Source organism: Methanosarcina sp. DH1, assembly GCF_020804205.1.
GTDB classification, from domain to species: domain Archaea; phylum Halobacteriota; class Methanosarcinia; order Methanosarcinales; family Methanosarcinaceae; genus Methanosarcina; species Methanosarcina vacuolata.
In genome coordinates this window covers 14,356-30,667 of record NZ_WJBJ01000019.1, presented here as the reverse complement: position 1 = coordinate 30,667, position 16,312 = coordinate 14,356, and the positions used below count along the sequence as shown (strand labels likewise).

Below are 16,312 nucleotides of genomic sequence, written 5' to 3'. Positions count from 1 at the left end.
GATATATACCTTTTTTCCAGTTTATTTTTAAGCTTAGATTAATGTTGCACAAAGAACCCCGATATGTTTTATAGGTTTTATCAGAAGTTAAAAACATGCCATTCCTGACAAGGATCCTTGTGAAATTTGCTTTGAAAGCTTCTTCTCTGTTTTTTATTAATCAATTGGTTCTCCTCGATTCTACGTTTTATTCGTTTTTTCACCAATCGGAAGAACGGAATCCTATTTCCTCTTATCTATATAAATAAATTGTGCTTATAAGCAAGAGAGATTTTGTGCAAAGCCGCTTATAGGTAAAAAGAATTAAGCAAAAGTTTCATGTAGTGCAAAAATTAGCTGTCCCACTCTAAAAAGATCTATAGGGAAATCCCTTTAAACTATATCTCTAAACTTATTTTACTGGCCCGGTTTAAACTTAGAAATCTAACAATACAAATTCATTTCAAAATGTTTGACATATTACAAATGGAAGGTTTTATAGAGTTAATGGGTTGTAACTTATAATTCTCTAGTAAAACTCATATAAAATTTAATAAAGACTTAAAAGTCTTTTTTGAATACCGTAACCCGGTGAGAACTATTATAATTTTATATTTATAACATCAATAGGATATTAGTTTTGATATTAGCTTATATAAAGAACAACATTCGATAGAGTAGACAAGCTTCAAATCAGAAGTGCCTGTAAAAATATAGATTACATTAAAATAGGAGTATGAATTGAATACGGTTAAGTAACGGGATAAAGTTCACATCCGCAGAACAAAAAGCAAGGATTAAAAACAATCAACTTTCCTTATTTAATGTTAAACTTTGTCTCCTCTTATAGGTAAAGCGACTTTAATGGTGAATTTTGGTGAAAAGAGATCTTATGGATATTCTGGCCTGCCCTATATGTAAGGGCGACCTGGTTTTGAACGTTGTCGAAGAAAATGAAGGAGAGGTTATATCCGGAACCCTCTACTGCCCTGTATGCAAAGAGCACTATCCCATCGACGAGGGAATCCCAAATTTACTTCCTCCTGACCTTAGAAACTGATGTGAGGGTTAAACTTGCAGCAGACATTCCAGAATGTTATTATCAACCGACAAGAGATAAACTCAATTGAGTTCGAAAAGGAAAGTGTTGAGATTTCTCTTTCTCCCGGCGGAGAAGAAACCTTTGAGGTCCTGATCACAAACTACGGGTCCCCTACGCATATTCACTTCTCAGTAAGTGATGAATTGAAAGGTCAGATCATTTTTCTGAGGGATAACCCATATGTGCTTCAGAAAGAATACGTTTCTGTAGTTGCAAGAATCCCGCAAGAAGGCAGGGTGCTTACAAAAGGGCAGATCTATATCACAGCGGGTTATGGCTCCAGAAAGAAAGGTTTTCCAGTCCAGCTTGGAAAAATCGATCCAAAGCCGCAGGAACACTCCGAAGACGAGTCCCATGCAGGAAATCAGGAAGATGAATTGAGTTCTCAAAGATCCTCAACTACACTACCTATAAAACTCTCTCACCCTAAATCGGGAAACGATTTTGGCGGGTTTTCATCTTTTATCCACAGAAGTTTTAAAGGAAGCTTTTCAGCCACCGAAAGAAAGAGTCCAATACATATAAGTGATAACGAAAAACTTCCTCTGAATATTGCTTTTGGAGGCTTTTTACTACTTGCATGCTTATTCTTCCTCTACTTTATACTGCCATCGGGCCTGCAGTTTAAGGTCAGCTTTGCCCAGTCGGTTTTGTTTTCAATACTTTTTGTGACCTGCATGATATATATTCTGCTAAAAATTGCAGAAGAGAGCTAAAACCTTTAGGGGAATCACAGTTTTAAACCTGACTTATATCCATTTTGAACCTGATATCCATTCAATTCACTTAAGATTCATAACTGAAAGTTGATTTTCAGGTTCTCAGTCAGAACTCATTTCAGGTTTATAACTCATATTCCGATCCCCTTTCAAAAGCACAACTTAATTTTTTTATTTATACAATTTATTACTAATTTTGCTCTTCATTCTACATTAATTAGTTAATATTCACCATGTATCTTCACGTCTGCCAAAATTTTTATTTAATTCTCTAAATTTAAATTTGATTTTTTTGAACGTTGTGGGATTCAAGCCAAAAATCAGTTCTGAATAAGATGAATGGTTCTTCGTCATCCCCCATGGATAAGATGATTTTCAATTCAAGATTGCACTGGTTTTTATGAGGAAATTATGAGGAAATTATGAGGAAATTATGAGGAAATTATGAGGAAATTATGAGGATATCCACACAAAACAACGAAGAACCAGATGAATTTTTACTTATGCGCCTGAAGCTAATTCTCACTTCGGTTTCAGAAGTAAATTCTGAGTTATAAACCTGAAATTAATCTCAGTTATAAACTCACATTCTGCCCCCCCTCAAAAATAAGGTGATTTTGCAACAACTAAATAAACTTCTTGAATTAGCTGTGAGCACATGCTCAACAAAATCAATAAAAATGCATGGAAAAATACATTCCAAATATTCATAATTCTGAATTATCTAAAAACTAAAAAAAATGTACTTTACTGTACCTTATTCTCCCTCAATCCAGATTTTTCTGTCGGCCGGCACTTTAGCCATTACTTTATGAGTTATTCATCATCAGGTCTATTCTCTTACTCTCACTTCTTATTTGAGTCTGTTCATTTTTAGAAGTTGGGAGTAATTTTTATATCATGAAGATATTGGTATTGTGTTCGTACAAGAGGATTAATGACAGATTTTTATACATTACTAATTTGATTATTTCCTGTCTAACTCCGCGTAATAACCTTTATAGTAGTCTGAAACCACTATTAGGAAAAACTAATGAGGAAGCTTATCCATGAAGTACATCATAGTTACCGGTGGGGTGATGAGCGGGCTTGGAAAAGGCATTACCATCGCATCCATTGGAAGAAACCTTAAAAACAAAGGTTATAAAGTTACGGCTATCAAGATCGACCCTTACATCAATATTGATGCAGGCACCATGAGCCCCTACCAGCATGGGGAAGTTTTTGTGCTCAAAGACGGAGGTGAAGTTGACCTGGATCTTGGGAATTACGAGCGGTTCCTTGATACTGAACTTACGAGGGACCATAACCTTACCACAGGCAAGATCTACTTAGAAGTAATTTCCAAAGAAAGGAGAGGAGACTACCTCGGAAAAACCGTTCAGATTATTCCCCACGTCACAAATGAGATCAAAAACAGGATCAGAAAGGTTGCAGCCCGGAGTGGGGCTGATATCTGTCTTATTGAAATCGGAGGGACTGTTGGGGACATTGAAAGCATGCCTTTCCTTGAGGCTGTACGTCAGATGCACAGGGAAGAACCTTCTGAAAATATTGCATTTATTCATGTCACCCTGGCTATGGAAGACCTTCAGGGAGAGCAAAAAACCAAGCCTTCCCAGCATTCCGTAAAGGAACTCCGTGCCCTTGGGCTCAGTCCTGAAGTAATCGTTGTAAGGTCAAAGTCTCCTCTTCAGGAAAGCGCCAAAGAGAAAATTGCCCTGTTTTGTGATGTGCCCCAGGAACTGGTTATCAGCGCTCATGATGCCGATGATATTTATGAAGTGCCTCTTGAGATCGAAGAGCAGGGATTAACCACCCAGCTCATGAAACACCTGCAACTGGATTCCAATGTTGAAAACGGTGCATGGAAAGAGATGGTTGCAAGGATGAAATCTACAACTGATACTGTAAAACTTGCAATTGTCGGAAAATATACCAACCTTGAGGATTCTTACCTCAGCATCCTTGAAGCTGTCAAGCATGGAGGAATTGATAACGGATGCAGGGTTGAAGTCAATATGGTTGAAGCCGAAATCCTGGAAGAAAATCCAGCCGAGATTGAGAAGCTGACACAGTATGATGGGATTCTTATTCCGGGCGGTTTTGGCGGGCGAGGCACAGAAGGCAAGATGATGGCAATTAAGTTTGCCAGGGAAAACGATATTCCATTCCTTGGGATCTGCCTGGGTATGCAGCTTGCAGTCATCGAGTTTGCCAGAAATGTGGCCAAACTCAAAGGGGCAAACAGTACGGAATTTGACGAAGACACACCCTACCCTGTAATTGACCTCCTGCCTGAGCAAACAAGTGTTGCAGACATGGGCGGAACCATGCGCCTTGGGGACTATGAAGCCATCCTGAAAGAAGGATCTATTGCCGCTAAAATTTACGGGACCAATTACATTGTCGAGCGCCACCGCCACAGGTATGAAGTTAACCCGGAATTTGTTGACAGACTTGAGTCTTACGGTATTGTCTTTTCAGGCAAAAACAAGAACAGGATGGAGATTGCCGAGATTCCTGGCAAACGCTTCTTCTTTGGTTCCCAGTTCCATCCTGAGTTCAGGTCAAGGCCTGGAAGGCCATCTCCGCCATTCAATGGTCTCGTCGCGGCAATGTGCAAATACAGGAAGGAAAGAGAAGGACGATAACGCAAGTAAAAGTTATTTTAGGGGATTTATCACTTTTAATTCCCTTTTTCATGAATATTTTAATCTTATCTGAGAAGTTAAAACCTTTAACCTGACCTGGCACTCTGCCAAAAAGATTAATTTGGCTGGAAACTGATAAATACTTTTAAAATTGAAAAAGGTAGATTACGCGAGATCTATTGAGGCATCTTACATAAGCAATGCCTGTACAGATATCGCAACTTCACCAAAACCTATGAAGGTACGCATTATGGCAATGTCTAAAAAAGATTTGGATAAGAAGAAAAGCGCTAAGAAAGAAAAGCTTGAGGAGCTGGAAAAACAGGCTTCTGCAGGTAGCAAGGATGCAAAAAAGAAGCTTGCAAAGGAAAAGAGAAAAAAATAATTCCTTATTAAGCGTTTCTTTTCTATATAGCGTGTGAGAAGATCTGGGGACTATTCACCCCGATCGACACCAATTTTTATTTCAAGATTGTACAAAAAGTACTATAAAATTCCATTACCTATCTAGAAACCTTTACATTTCTAAATCCTTACTTTCCTATTATGAGATTTCATTGGCACTTGTTTTTCTTCGTTTTCATAGACTTTTCTCATCATCTCAAATTTAATTATTCTTCGAAAAAAAACTATTCAGAATAGCATAGTATAAAGGCACTGGGAAGCGCTAATTAAGATTAAAACGTAAAAAGAAATACAATTAAATAGAGTCAATAGTTACATAATCCCATCAATTGAGTACGTTAAGCCCTTATCTAAAATCCATTACTTAAATTACTTAAGTCAATTGATAACTCCATTTTTAAGTCGATATCTTAATCGTAACTGACTGATTGAAAAGCAGAGTAAGACAGCGAGCAAAAGTTACTGGTATGCTCCGCGGGCAATTATATAGAGAATTAAAAAGTAATAGAGAATTAAAAAGTACGGCGATATCCAGAAAGTTAAGCTCGCCTCAAAAAACAAACCTATACAAAGAGTTGATATCACGATCGAGCTGATAATTAAAGCCTTCTGGTTGATGCTTCCAGCATACCTTTCCAATCCATTTGCAGCTGTTTTTGGTGGCGGAAAGCCGATTGATTGGGGTAAGACCTATAAGGACGGAAGAAGGATCCTTGGAGACGGAAAGACTTATAGAGGGCTCTTTTCAGGTATATTTTGCGGGTTTATTGCAGGGTGTATTGAGATCTGGCTGAGTTCCAGAGGGTTTGAGGTTATGGGGATCAAAATGCCTGCCTTTGGCCCGGATTACAAAAGTTCTTTAATAGTTGTGCTCGCCCTCGCATCCGGCGCTCTGTTCGGGGATATGTTCAAGAGCTTTTTCAAGCGCAGGATGGGCCTGAAAAGAGGAGCATCTCTTCCTCTGGTAGACCAGCTTGATTTTGTTGTGGGAGGCTGGGTATTTACATACCTTGTAGCCCCTGAGTGGTTTGTGAGTAATTTCACTCACGGGATCATGCTTACCGTTATTATAATAACGCCTCTGCTCCATCTTGCAACAAATATAATCGGATACTTTATAGGTGTAAAGAAAGAACCCTGGTGAAATTATACTGGAAATTCATAAGAATCAGTACAGGAAGAACTTTAATAAAGCACTTATAGCGCTAATAAGGCTGCAAATACGGTGAGAGAATGAACAAAACAAATTTCGAAACAGGAAATAACATTGAGAATCAGAAACAGGAACTAATCGCAGCCCTCAAGGCCTGCGGAGCCGTTCGCTACGGGGATTTCACGCTTGCCTCGGGAAAGAAAAGCAAGTATTATATAGACATCAAAAAAGCAAGTACTGACCCTAAAACCCTGAAACTTATAGCACGACAGGCAGCATTCAGGATAAAACAGATGGATGTGAACATAATAGCAGGAGTGGAACTTGGAGGTGTGCCATTGGCAACTGCAGTTTCTATGGAAACCGAGCTTCCTCTGCTTATAGTCAGGAAATCTATAAAGGACTACGGTACAAAGAGCAGGTTTGTGGGCGATATTAGACCGGAAGACAGGCTTGTAATGCTCGAAGACGTAACAACAAGTGGAGGATCGGTCAGGAACGCAATTGAGGTTGTCAGGGAAACCGGAGCAAGCGTCAAATATGTAATCAGTGTTGTGGACAGGGAAGAAGGAGCAATAGAAAACTTAAAAGAGGCAGGTACGGAGCTTGTACCTCTCGTAAGTGCACGTGACCTCTTAAAGTAAAGGAAGTGCAAGAGCACCTGCCGATACTGAAGTTTTTCAGATTTTACCTTCAAATCCATCAATTGCTGCAGGAAGGCACTCAAGGACTTTAGCAAAACCGGAATGGTGAAGGTTCAGAACCACTGCAGCAATAATTTCTTCACGAGCTGCACCCTCGTTCCTTGCCATCATTGCATGCATCTGTACGCCACGTGGGTTTCGGTTCGCAGTCTGGATGGCTATGGTAATCAATTGTTTTGTTTTAGCATCAAGGCCTTTCAACGCTTTCTGGGCTTCAATAAGGTCATTAAAACGTGCTGCTACTTCAGGACATTCTTTCTGGAAGATTTCATATGGATTTTGACTCGTAGTTTTCATCTCCTGAAAGAGTCTAATTATTTTTTACTTTATAAAAATTAGGATTTTCGTCTCAGGAAAAGGGCTGGTTTTTACCCCGCTAGGAAAACCTGGGATATCCGATTCATGGAAAAAGGATTTCGATCACTGGAAAAGGTGGAGCAAAAATCTGAAACGGATCTCAAAAAGGAAGATTTTTAGTTAAATTTGGAGCCTCACAATGAAAAGATATTTATTAGAAGAAATAAAGAACTAGGAGGTCCTTCAGTATATTCTTTACTAAAGTATTTGGTAATAAATTGCCAGCAAGTTGCCAACAAACTATAAATAAATAATTAATGAGTAATCAGCAAATTGCTAATGAGTAATCAGCAAATTGTTAGTGAGTAATCAGCAAATTGTCAATAAAAGGAGACAGCTGCATAAAGCAGCATTGAAAGGTTTTGAGGACTGAAAATTCATTACCTTTTTCTTATCTTATCTATTTCACCTTATATCAGTACATATTGAAACCATACTTATACTTGAAAATAATAAGAATCTTTTTAAAACCAGGAGAATAAAAATGAAAATTTTGCTTATCGGCGGAGGCGGAAGGGAACACGCAATCGCCGAAGGAATCAAGAAAAGCAAGCATAATCCCTCTCTTTATGCGTTAATGGCGAAAAAAAATCCCGGAATTGCTGCTCTCTGTGAGGACTTTCTCCTTGAGAAGGAAACTGAAGTTGAAAAAGTTGTTGAGTACGCAAAAGCCAGAAACGTCGAAATGGCTTTTGTAGGCCCTGAAGCCCCTCTTGCAACAGGAGTTGCAGATGCCCTATGGGATGCCGGAATTCCGGTTGTGGGGCCTAAAAAAGCCTGTGCAATTATAGAGTTTGACAAGGCCTGGGCAAGAAATTTCATGAAAAAATATGGAATCGAAGGCTGCCCTGCCTATGAAGTTTTCACAGAGGAAAAACCTGCGCACGCTTTCATAGAAAAACTGGGCGACGTGGCAGTCAAACCCTCAGGTCTTACAGGGGGCAAAGGCGTAAAAGTTATGGGAGACCAGCTCCCTGACCTGGAGGCTGCCAAGGCCTACACAAGTGAGCTGCTTGAGAAAGGGTCTGTAGTCATCGAGGAACGCTTCATAGGAGAGGAATTTACGCTTCAGGCCTTTGTAGACGGAAAAAGCCTTGTTTTCTTCCCTGCCGTGCAGGACCACAAAAGAGCCTATGAAGGAGATCTGGGACCCAATACAGGAGGTATGGGTTCATACACTGATGCAGGGGAAATCCTGCCTTTTATGCTTCCTGAAGACCTTGAGAAGGCAAAGAAGATCATGCAGGATACCGTAAAGGCGCTTTCTGAGGAAACCGGGACCGGGTATCAGGGGATTCTCTATGGGCAGTTCATACTTACAGCCAGTGGCCCCAAGGTCGTGGAATTTAATGCTCGGTTCGGTGACCCAGAAGCCATGAATGTGATCTCTCTCCTTGAAACAGATTTCGTGGATATCATGTCTGCGGTGGTTAAAGGGACCCTTGGAGATTTACCTGTAAGCTTTAGCAAGAAAGCAACTGTCTGTAAATACGCAGTTCCTGCCGGCTATCCTGAAAATCCTGAAAAAGACAGCGAGGTAACTGTAGGAGACATAGGGGATGCATCCATTTATTATGCTAGTGTCTATGAAAAAGAAGGAAAAGTTTACACAACCAGCTCCCGCGCCATTGCAGTTGTCGGGATTGCCGAAACTATAGCTGCAGCCGAAAAAATTGCCCAGAATGCCCTTGAAAATCTTCACGGCAAGCTGTTTTTCCGGAAAGACATCGGGACTACCGCTCTTATCCAGAAGAGAATTGACCATATGAAAGAACTTAGAGGCTAACTGCCTAGAGGCTAATTGCCAAGAAAATAAGGATTACTGCTGAAAACAAGGCTAACTGCCTGCAATGTCCTGCAAAAGTACGGCGTGCAAATAAGTACTATGCAGTAATATAAACTAAAGTTCAACCAGAATGAAGTAAGTTCAGTTAAAAAAGAGAAACTCAGCTTGAATGAAGTATATTCAGTTTGAATGAAGTAAATTCAGCTTGAATGAAGTAAATTCAGCTTGAATGAAGTAAATTCAGCTAGAGTAAGTCGGGGTTGAAGTGATGAAGAAGGATGTACTTTCGATAACTGACCTGTCCAGAGAAGAGATTTATGAACTCCTCAAATCGGCTATGGACTTGAAAGAAAAACGCAAGGCTGGAGAACCTACAGAGTACCTGAAGAACAAAAGCCTGGGAATGATTTTTGAGAAAGCTTCTACAAGAACCAGGGTATCCTTTGAGGTTGCAATGACTGATTTCGGAGGACATTCCCTTTACCTGAATTCCAGAGATATCCAGGTAGGGAGAGGCGAGACTATTGAGGACACTGCCAGAACTCTCTCAGGCTACCTTCATGGAATCATGGCCAGAGTTATGAGCCACGATACCGTAGAGAAATTAGCCAAATACTCAACCATACCTGTGATCAATGCGCTTTCGGACCGGGAGCACCCCTGCCAGATCCTTGGCGACTTCATGACCATAATGGAGTGTAAGGGTAAGTTTGAAGGCCTGAAATTTGCCTGGGTAGGAGATGGAAACAACGTCTGTAATTCAGCTCTTCTAGGCTCGGCTATTATGGGAATGGAGTTTGCTGTTGCCTGCCCGAAAGGATACGAACCTGAGCCCGAGTTTCTTGAAAAGGCAAAAGCCCTCGGAGGCAAGTTTACAGTTACGGATGACCCGAAAGTTGCCGCAAAAGATGCGGATATCATTTATACGGATGTCTGGGTCTCCATGGGCGACGAAGCCGAGCAGGAGAAACGCCTGAAGGACTTTGCCATTTTCCAGGTCAATAACGAACTTCTTGGAGTTGCAAAGCCGGACGTAATAGTTATGCACTGCCTGCCAGCCCGTCGGGGCCTTGAGATTACGGATGAAGTTATGGACGGCCCGAATTCCGTGATTTTTGAAGAGGCTGAAAACCGTCTGCATGCGCAAAAAGCCCTTATCCTGAAATTGATGAGATGAAAATTTCATCAATTCCAACCTACTTTATATAAATTATAAATGCTCAGGGATTTTTCGGCTTCTGCGGTTTTAAATCTTAGTTTAAACTTGCTTAAAACCGGTTCCCAAAAAAGGAAATTATTGAAAGAGTTTAAACGAATTTCGCCCTCCGAGCAGGCTTTCAAGGAAAAAGTATAAGAACAAAGAGCACTACTATTGCTCCTGCAACATAAGCTACATCGTGCGAGAGTTGCCCAGCCAGGTCAAAGGCGCTGGATTCAGAGTCCAGTTTCGTAGGAATTCGTGCGTTCGAATCGCACCTCTCGCACTAATTCTTTTTTTCTAAATTATTATTATCAGTTCATTAAAGCCCTTTTCTCAGCTACCTTAAGGTAAAACCGTGCACCTTATGGAAAATTGAATGCTAAAAATTTGTAAAATACTCAAAGGGATTAGTGATGATTAATAGAATTCGTGTAGCAGCAATAGTTCTTCAGGAACAAAAGATTTTATTAGTTAAACATGTTCACCCAAAAACTGGTTTTGAGTGGTGGGTACCACCTGGTGGAGGTTTAGAAGAACTAGATAAGAATATTCATGACTGTGCAATTAGAGAAACGCGGGAAGAGACCGGATACAACATTGAAACAAATGAAATATTATATATTCGTGAGTTTGTTGATTTAGAAAACTGTACGCATAACTTAGAAATTTATTTGAGAGGTAATGTTTTAAGTGGTGATTTGTCAATAAAAAATATTCAAGGAAACGGACCCTATGAACATTATATTAAAAAAGTTTGTTGGCTAGATAAAAGACAAGTGAAAGAATTAATTGTATTTCCAGAAATCATAAAACAAGATGAATTTTGGGCGGATACTAACCAAAAAAGATTTACCGAATACTTAGGTAGGCAAGATGGATAAGATTCAGTGTTTAGCGAATGTAAGTATATTTTATTCAAAAGTAAATAAGTCAGCATGCGAGAGTTGCCCAGCCAGATCAAAGGCGCTGGATTCAGAGCCTGGTCTTGTAGGAGTTCGTGCGCTCGAATCGCACCTCTCGTACCAAATCTTTAATTAAATCTTAATTTTGCTTAAGTTGCTTATTTTATAATTTCTTTTGAGTTACGGCAATTCTAGAATCATTTCAAGATCTTATATGAAATTATTAGGCTTGTATTTTGATCTTAGAACTCGGTGTTCTGTGAAGTTTTCTAGATCTTAACATTTTTCAGCTAAATGGTCGTTTACTAATATCTGTTTTAGCTTTCATGATACATTTCAATTCAGTTTTTTATAGTAAATTATAATGCATATATTACAATAAAACCTATGCACTTTTACATCAGTTACAAAATACTTTGTTTTGAATATGCTCAATAATTTTAAGATAAAACAAGCCCCATGTGCCGAAGGCCTATAATTTCATTGACTCCAAAAATATGTCTGAACTTCATGGGAACGAAATTAACAAAATCGGTCATATTCTGCAACTGTGAGAACCTTTGTTCCATCAAAGGTAAAAAGTCTATTATTTATGAAAGATAGTATATGAACAAAATATTAAAAAGTTCGTATTTTATGAAGAATTTGCTAAAAATTGATAGTGAAATAAGTGATTTTTTGCTTAAAATACGAACTTTCTATGTTAAAAGGTTCGTATATTGAAATATCCTGAAAAATTAAATTTTTAGGAAAACATACAGGTTTTGCAAGAAATCTATGCATAGTATGTAGAGCAAATTTACAGTAAATTTGATACTTTGTCAAGTTATATAGTTTTTTGATGTTTTATTTTATCTAGAAATTCGATTCTTTTTATATCTTCGTTGAGTAGAAGTACTCCTTCCAAATTAACTTCGCATTCTTCGACTTTATTTTCTTCATTTAAAATTACAGGGTTGTGTAAAAATATCTCCTTAATTTGATGACTATTTGTGTCACTAGTACAAGTAAAAAGTAAGATTTGTCCACAATACTTTAATCCATCTGAGGTGTAAACTATTACATAATCGCAATAACCAGGAATAACAGCATCCCAAACAGTCGTTGACTCATAATTTAAGGTACTAAAAAGGCATTTTCTAAATATCCCAAATACATTGTATTTTTCGAAAAGTAAGCAAAAGACTAATAAGAAGAAGAATAATACAAAAAAAATTAGTAATAGATGATCAAAACCAAAAGAGTTAGATAAATATTCACTAATGCTGGATGATAAGTTATACAAGACTATAAATATGAAGGAACTCAATATAATAAACTCAAAGCTATCCTTAGTAGATGAACGTTGAATTACTCGATCATAAAATTTAATAAATAGAAATCCAGGTATAATTACAGATAAAATTTTTAATAAGTAATTAACATCATCTAATAACATCTTTCAAATTTCTCCATTATTTTTGAACTTCTACTCTATGAAAATCAATTTCTTTACTATATTACTATATAATATTGTAGTTTTTAACTTTTTAGGATTGGGCTGTGTATTAAATCTTCTGTAAATTTTCTTTTCATTTATACACAAGAGTTGTTTATTTCCCTAAAATACGAATATCTATCAATAAACGTTTGTATTTAGTAAGTCTTGAAAAATTAGAGTTTTTAGAATATTGCACAAGTTTTGCCTCAAAATCTGTGTATAATTGAAAAGCAAATTTACAGAAGATTTAATATACTACCAAAATAATGCTGAGTAATTCAAATTTTATAGAACTTTCCCTACACTGCCGTCCTTTATCAATATTCTTTGCTTCTTATTCTAAATGTCTGTAGATTTGAGAGCAAATTCATGTTCTTGGGCAGACTTTTCATAAAAACCATAATAATCCTGTAAGGTTTTAAAATAATGTTTTGCCAATTCAAATAAATCATCATTTCCTACTTTGTTTAAAAGCTCTTTAGTTTTATCTGTTGTTGGTATAAATGCAAATTTATATTCTATATGATCTAGTTCAGCATCTTCATTAGATATTTCATCTGTATCAATATTTATTGTAATTATTTTGAAGTTACTCACATCTGGAATACAATCTGAACGTGGATCAGTTTCATAAGTAGCCTCTACAGAACTAATTTTGCTACCGACAGAAGAATTGGAATATCCATATACTTTATTTGCAGAGAAAAAATGCTTTGCATCGAATTTTACTAGTAGTGGTGGTTCATGATTAACCACATTTCGAAATTCTTTAAACAATTTAGAAATGTCATCCCATCCAGAGAACTTGCTTGAATTCCACTTTTCACTTGTTCTTCTTGGAAACTCTTTATACATTACTTGGGTTAATTGAAAACTACAAGTCAAAAAGTTTTGAAGATTTTTACGAACAGCAAGAATAGAACGATCATTTTCAATTAATTCGTTGTAAGCATCCAATAAATCTCTGTAAACAATATTTGTATCTTGTATCATCTTTAATCACATGTTTAAATTAATCATAATTACTATCTTGAGTCCCGTTGCAAACAAGATCTTCTAAGGATATAATAAAATAAAAAGGAAATCAAAAGTGTGATATGCTATCTAATTCCTTTAAATGAAAACATTTGTAGGAAATTGTCTTATTAGGAAGTAGTTTTTTGCTTAAAAATACGAACCTTCTATGTGAAAATGTTCGTATTTGAAAAAGGTAAAAATTTTGAGATGAAATTATTTCAGAATAAAACAAGGTTAGGAAAAAAACAGAGTTGAATGTCCTGATTTGGTCATTCCTTTGGTTCTTAAAATCCCTCAACAGAGTTTTATTTAACCTTTTAATCCTATATAAACATATTGCTTTTGGAGGCTTAATAGCTCTTTATTTTCCTATTTGAGCATTATTAAATCTCTGATCTAAAAGTACTTAAAGGATAGGATCCATATGGGTCAATAAAAACAAATTAAAAGAGAATGGGTATCTAACAAGATATGACTGTACCTTGCTAGATGAAGTGGTGTATGATAAAGTATGCCTAATGATCAAAGAGATATCGGAACTAAACTTATAGAAATATATGATAAAAATATAGATAGACTCTACTCGACAATATAATTCGCAATTGTGGTACTAGCTCTATATGCAACAATATTCGCTTACAGGGAGTCAACAATAATTAAAGCGTTATTTGGAATTAATTTGAGCCTAGTTCTTTGTATTATATCGTTAATAATAGCACTTGCTCTTTCATTATATAAAATAAAAGGAAATAACGAATATACATTATTCGAAAAAAGCAACGATTCGATTCAATATAAAACTGAAAATGATTTTTCAAAACAGAATAAGCTTTTATTTTTAGAAGTAAATGACCAGTATGCAACTTTTATAAGTTCACTTTTGTTTATTATTTGTTCTATTGGGTTTGGTTATAGCTACATAGCACAGAACCAACCTATAACTTTTCCTCTTAAAGAAATACTGCTTGTTCTTTTTTCCGTTTTATTTGTTATTTCTGCTGGTATTAGAATTAAAAGTTTTATCTATACTCGGTAGAGGAGATAAAGGGAAACTATGTCTTTAACCAGCTGACGATTATTGATCTAGATGCCTTATGAACACGAAATTCTTCAGGATTTAAGAGGCAATTTCTTAGCGTACGAAATTCAGGATTCGCTGGCCGCACCCCTTAATGCATCGGTTTTGAGGTAAAACCTATGCAGTAATTCAAAATATATGAAAAACAAGAGCATCATTCTATCTAGAGAATTCTCAGCGTGCCATGAACCAGTGATCTCCAAGATATAAACATGAGATCACCTCTTCCCCTAGAGCTTAATGGATATCATTCAGAGTTTTACATAGAGGACTAAACGTTATACAAAACATCAACATGCGAGAGTTGCCCAGCCAGGTCAAAACCGCCAGGTTCAGAGTCCAGTTTCGTAGGAATTCGTGCGTTCGAATCGCATCTCTCGCATCAAACTTTTTTATTAGCTTTTATTTAAGGTTTCATACATTTCTACAGGTTTTTTTCAAGGATTTTCAAGGTTCTTTAGTTTACGATATCGTATCATCTTAAAATTCAATGGAGAATTTTCCAACTCAATAACTATGCCACAATTTTATCATATAGTTATAAAGTTGGGTGCATCGTCTGATGTTGTTTTTCATACTTAATAAAGTTTATAACTTTTCAGCAAATACATGAAATTTACTTTTACCCATACAATTTGAAGATGATACAAAATATTCAAATTCCTTATGTCGACCTGCCAAATATAGGGTGAATTTTCCGTACTCCACAAACTCTTAAATTTCAGTGAGTAAGATCTCAGTACTGAAAAAAATAGGCCAAAAATGGTAGTACTGCGAGAAATTGCCTGTATTCATATAAACTCGGGAATACTTATATTGAATCTTATCATGTATTATTTGTCTGTATTTGACAGGAATTTGCCCGTAACTGATAAAATAACTCTTAAACTTTATAGGAATATTTTGATCAAAAATTGTCATGTCTTATTTGCCGGAACTGGACAACCAGACAAACAACTTTTGAAAATACTTATGAAGTTCTAAAACAGTATTACTACCTTAAAAGTAACAAAAATTTCAAAACCCGAGTTGAGAACATGGATGTAAAAGAGATAAATAAATATGGACAAGAAATTGTAGACTGCCTGAAACTTGAGACTTCTCCTGTTGCAGTAAAGTTGATCCCGAAAGGAGGAGAAATTCCTGAAGGAATGAAAGAAGTAGATGAGACTATGAGGCACTGCCAGCTGGTTGACAGGGTTAGAAGAACAGGTGAAGAGTTCTATACCCTTGGGGAAGACCAGATGTGTAAAGGTGGCGCTGGCGCAATGGGCCTTGGCGAAATGCCTCCAAAGGTCGCAAGTGGAGAGTTTTATTTTAATAAACTCAAACAGTTCAGCACCCAGGGCGCTGCAAGGCGTACCCTTGAAAGAGTTCCCAAGCTTCCCCCAAACTCAACAGAAGCTATCCTGTACTCTCCTCTGGAAAAAGCCACGTTTATCCCTGATGTTGTTGTGATTATCGGTAAGCCTAAACAAATAATGTTACTCACACAGGCTGCAATGTATAAAACCGGAGGCCGGGTCGAAGCGAGTTTTGCAGGGAAGCAGAGCCTGTGTTCAGACGGGGTTGTCAATGTATATAAAGAAGGCAAAATCGGAGTCACAGTCGGTTGCAGCGGCAGCAGGACATACACCAAAATCGCAGACGAAGAAATGATTATGGGAATTCCTATCGAGCTTCTGGCTGATGTAGCTGCTGGCCTCAAGGAAATTTGCCCTAAGTAAAATCCGGAAAGCGTATTTCCCTTTAAAGCAAAATTTCTTCAGCTCAAG

General features: G+C 37.2%; 13 protein-coding genes and 2 tRNA genes. 12 read left to right on the top strand and 3 right to left on the bottom strand.

Features of this window, described 5'->3' with window-relative positions:
• Positions 1-856: 856 nt before the first annotated feature.
• From FXW07_RS09145 to pyrE, 6 genes are all read left to right on the top strand, one after another.
• Positions 857-1,039: a methytransferase partner Trm112 gene (locus FXW07_RS09145; protein WP_048121313.1), complete on the top strand. Its 183-nt coding sequence runs from the start codon at positions 857-859 to the stop codon at positions 1,037-1,039.
• Between the two features lie 14 nt (positions 1,040-1,053).
• Positions 1,054-1,797 (top strand): hypothetical protein, encoded by a 744-nt coding sequence (locus FXW07_RS09140; RefSeq protein ID WP_048121311.1) that lies wholly within the window; start codon positions 1,054-1,056, stop codon positions 1,795-1,797.
• A 1,052-nt stretch (positions 1,798-2,849) separates the two neighbouring features.
• Positions 2,850-4,454 carry a CTP synthase (glutamine hydrolyzing) gene (gene pyrG, locus FXW07_RS09135; RefSeq protein WP_229395168.1) on the top strand — a complete coding sequence of 535 codons (1,605 nt, stop codon included), beginning with the start codon at positions 2,850-2,852 and terminating at the stop codon, positions 4,452-4,454.
• A gap of 151 nt (positions 4,455-4,605) precedes the next feature.
• Complete coding sequence (locus tag FXW07_RS09130; protein ID WP_156151076.1) at positions 4,606-4,839, top strand: hypothetical protein; 234 nt, start codon at positions 4,606-4,608, stop codon at positions 4,837-4,839.
• Between the two features lie 618 nt (positions 4,840-5,457).
• Positions 5,458-6,003: a CDP-2,3-bis-(O-geranylgeranyl)-sn-glycerol synthase gene (locus tag FXW07_RS09125; protein ID WP_346655643.1), complete on the top strand. Its 546-nt coding sequence runs from the start codon at positions 5,458-5,460 to the stop codon at positions 6,001-6,003.
• A gap of 89 nt (positions 6,004-6,092) precedes the next feature.
• Complete coding sequence (gene pyrE / locus FXW07_RS09120; protein WP_229395166.1) at positions 6,093-6,656, top strand: orotate phosphoribosyltransferase; 564 nt, start codon at positions 6,093-6,095, stop codon at positions 6,654-6,656.
• 36 nt (positions 6,657-6,692) lie between these two features.
• Here the strand turns inward: pyrE and FXW07_RS09115 are convergent, their stop codons facing one another.
• Positions 6,693-7,013: a carboxymuconolactone decarboxylase family protein gene (locus FXW07_RS09115; protein WP_229395165.1), complete on the bottom strand. Its 321-nt coding sequence runs from the start codon at positions 7,011-7,013 to the stop codon at positions 6,693-6,695.
• A gap of 544 nt (positions 7,014-7,557) precedes the next feature.
• On the opposite strand from FXW07_RS09115, the gene purD reads away from it, so the two are divergent.
• From purD to FXW07_RS09090, 5 genes are all read left to right on the top strand, one after another.
• On the top strand, positions 7,558-8,859 hold the full coding sequence (gene purD / locus FXW07_RS09110; RefSeq protein ID WP_229395164.1) for a phosphoribosylamine--glycine ligase: 1,302 nt from the start codon (positions 7,558-7,560) through the stop codon (positions 8,857-8,859).
• A gap of 268 nt (positions 8,860-9,127) precedes the next feature.
• Positions 9,128-10,036, top strand: coding sequence for an ornithine carbamoyltransferase (gene argF, locus FXW07_RS09105; protein WP_229395163.1), 909 nt, complete (start codon positions 9,128-9,130; stop codon positions 10,034-10,036).
• Between the two features lie 222 nt (positions 10,037-10,258).
• Positions 10,259-10,343, top strand: a tRNA-Leu gene (locus FXW07_RS09100).
• A 130-nt stretch (positions 10,344-10,473) separates the two neighbouring features.
• Positions 10,474-10,941, top strand: coding sequence for an NUDIX hydrolase (locus FXW07_RS09095; protein ID WP_229395162.1), 468 nt, complete (start codon positions 10,474-10,476; stop codon positions 10,939-10,941).
• A 56-nt stretch (positions 10,942-10,997) separates the two neighbouring features.
• Positions 10,998-11,085 (top strand) — tRNA-Leu (locus tag FXW07_RS09090).
• 703 nt (positions 11,086-11,788) lie between these two features.
• On the opposite strand, the gene FXW07_RS09085 is transcribed toward FXW07_RS09090, so the two are convergent.
• Both FXW07_RS09085 and FXW07_RS09080 read right to left on the bottom strand, forming a co-directional pair.
• The gene (locus FXW07_RS09085) at positions 11,789-12,400 is read right to left on the bottom strand and encodes a DUF6338 family protein (protein WP_229395161.1); all 612 of its coding nucleotides are present in this window, start codon (positions 12,398-12,400) and stop codon (positions 11,789-11,791) included.
• 381 nt (positions 12,401-12,781) lie between these two features.
• Entirely contained in the window at positions 12,782-13,435 is a 654-nt protein-coding gene (locus FXW07_RS09080; protein ID WP_229395160.1) for a hypothetical protein, read from the bottom strand.
• 2,139 nt (positions 13,436-15,574) lie between these two features.
• On the opposite strand from FXW07_RS09080, the gene FXW07_RS09075 reads away from it, so the two are divergent.
• Positions 15,575-16,264 carry a DUF169 domain-containing protein gene (locus FXW07_RS09075; RefSeq protein WP_229395159.1) on the top strand — a complete coding sequence of 230 codons (690 nt, stop codon included), beginning with the start codon at positions 15,575-15,577 and terminating at the stop codon, positions 16,262-16,264.
• Positions 16,265-16,312: the final 48 nt, after the last annotated feature.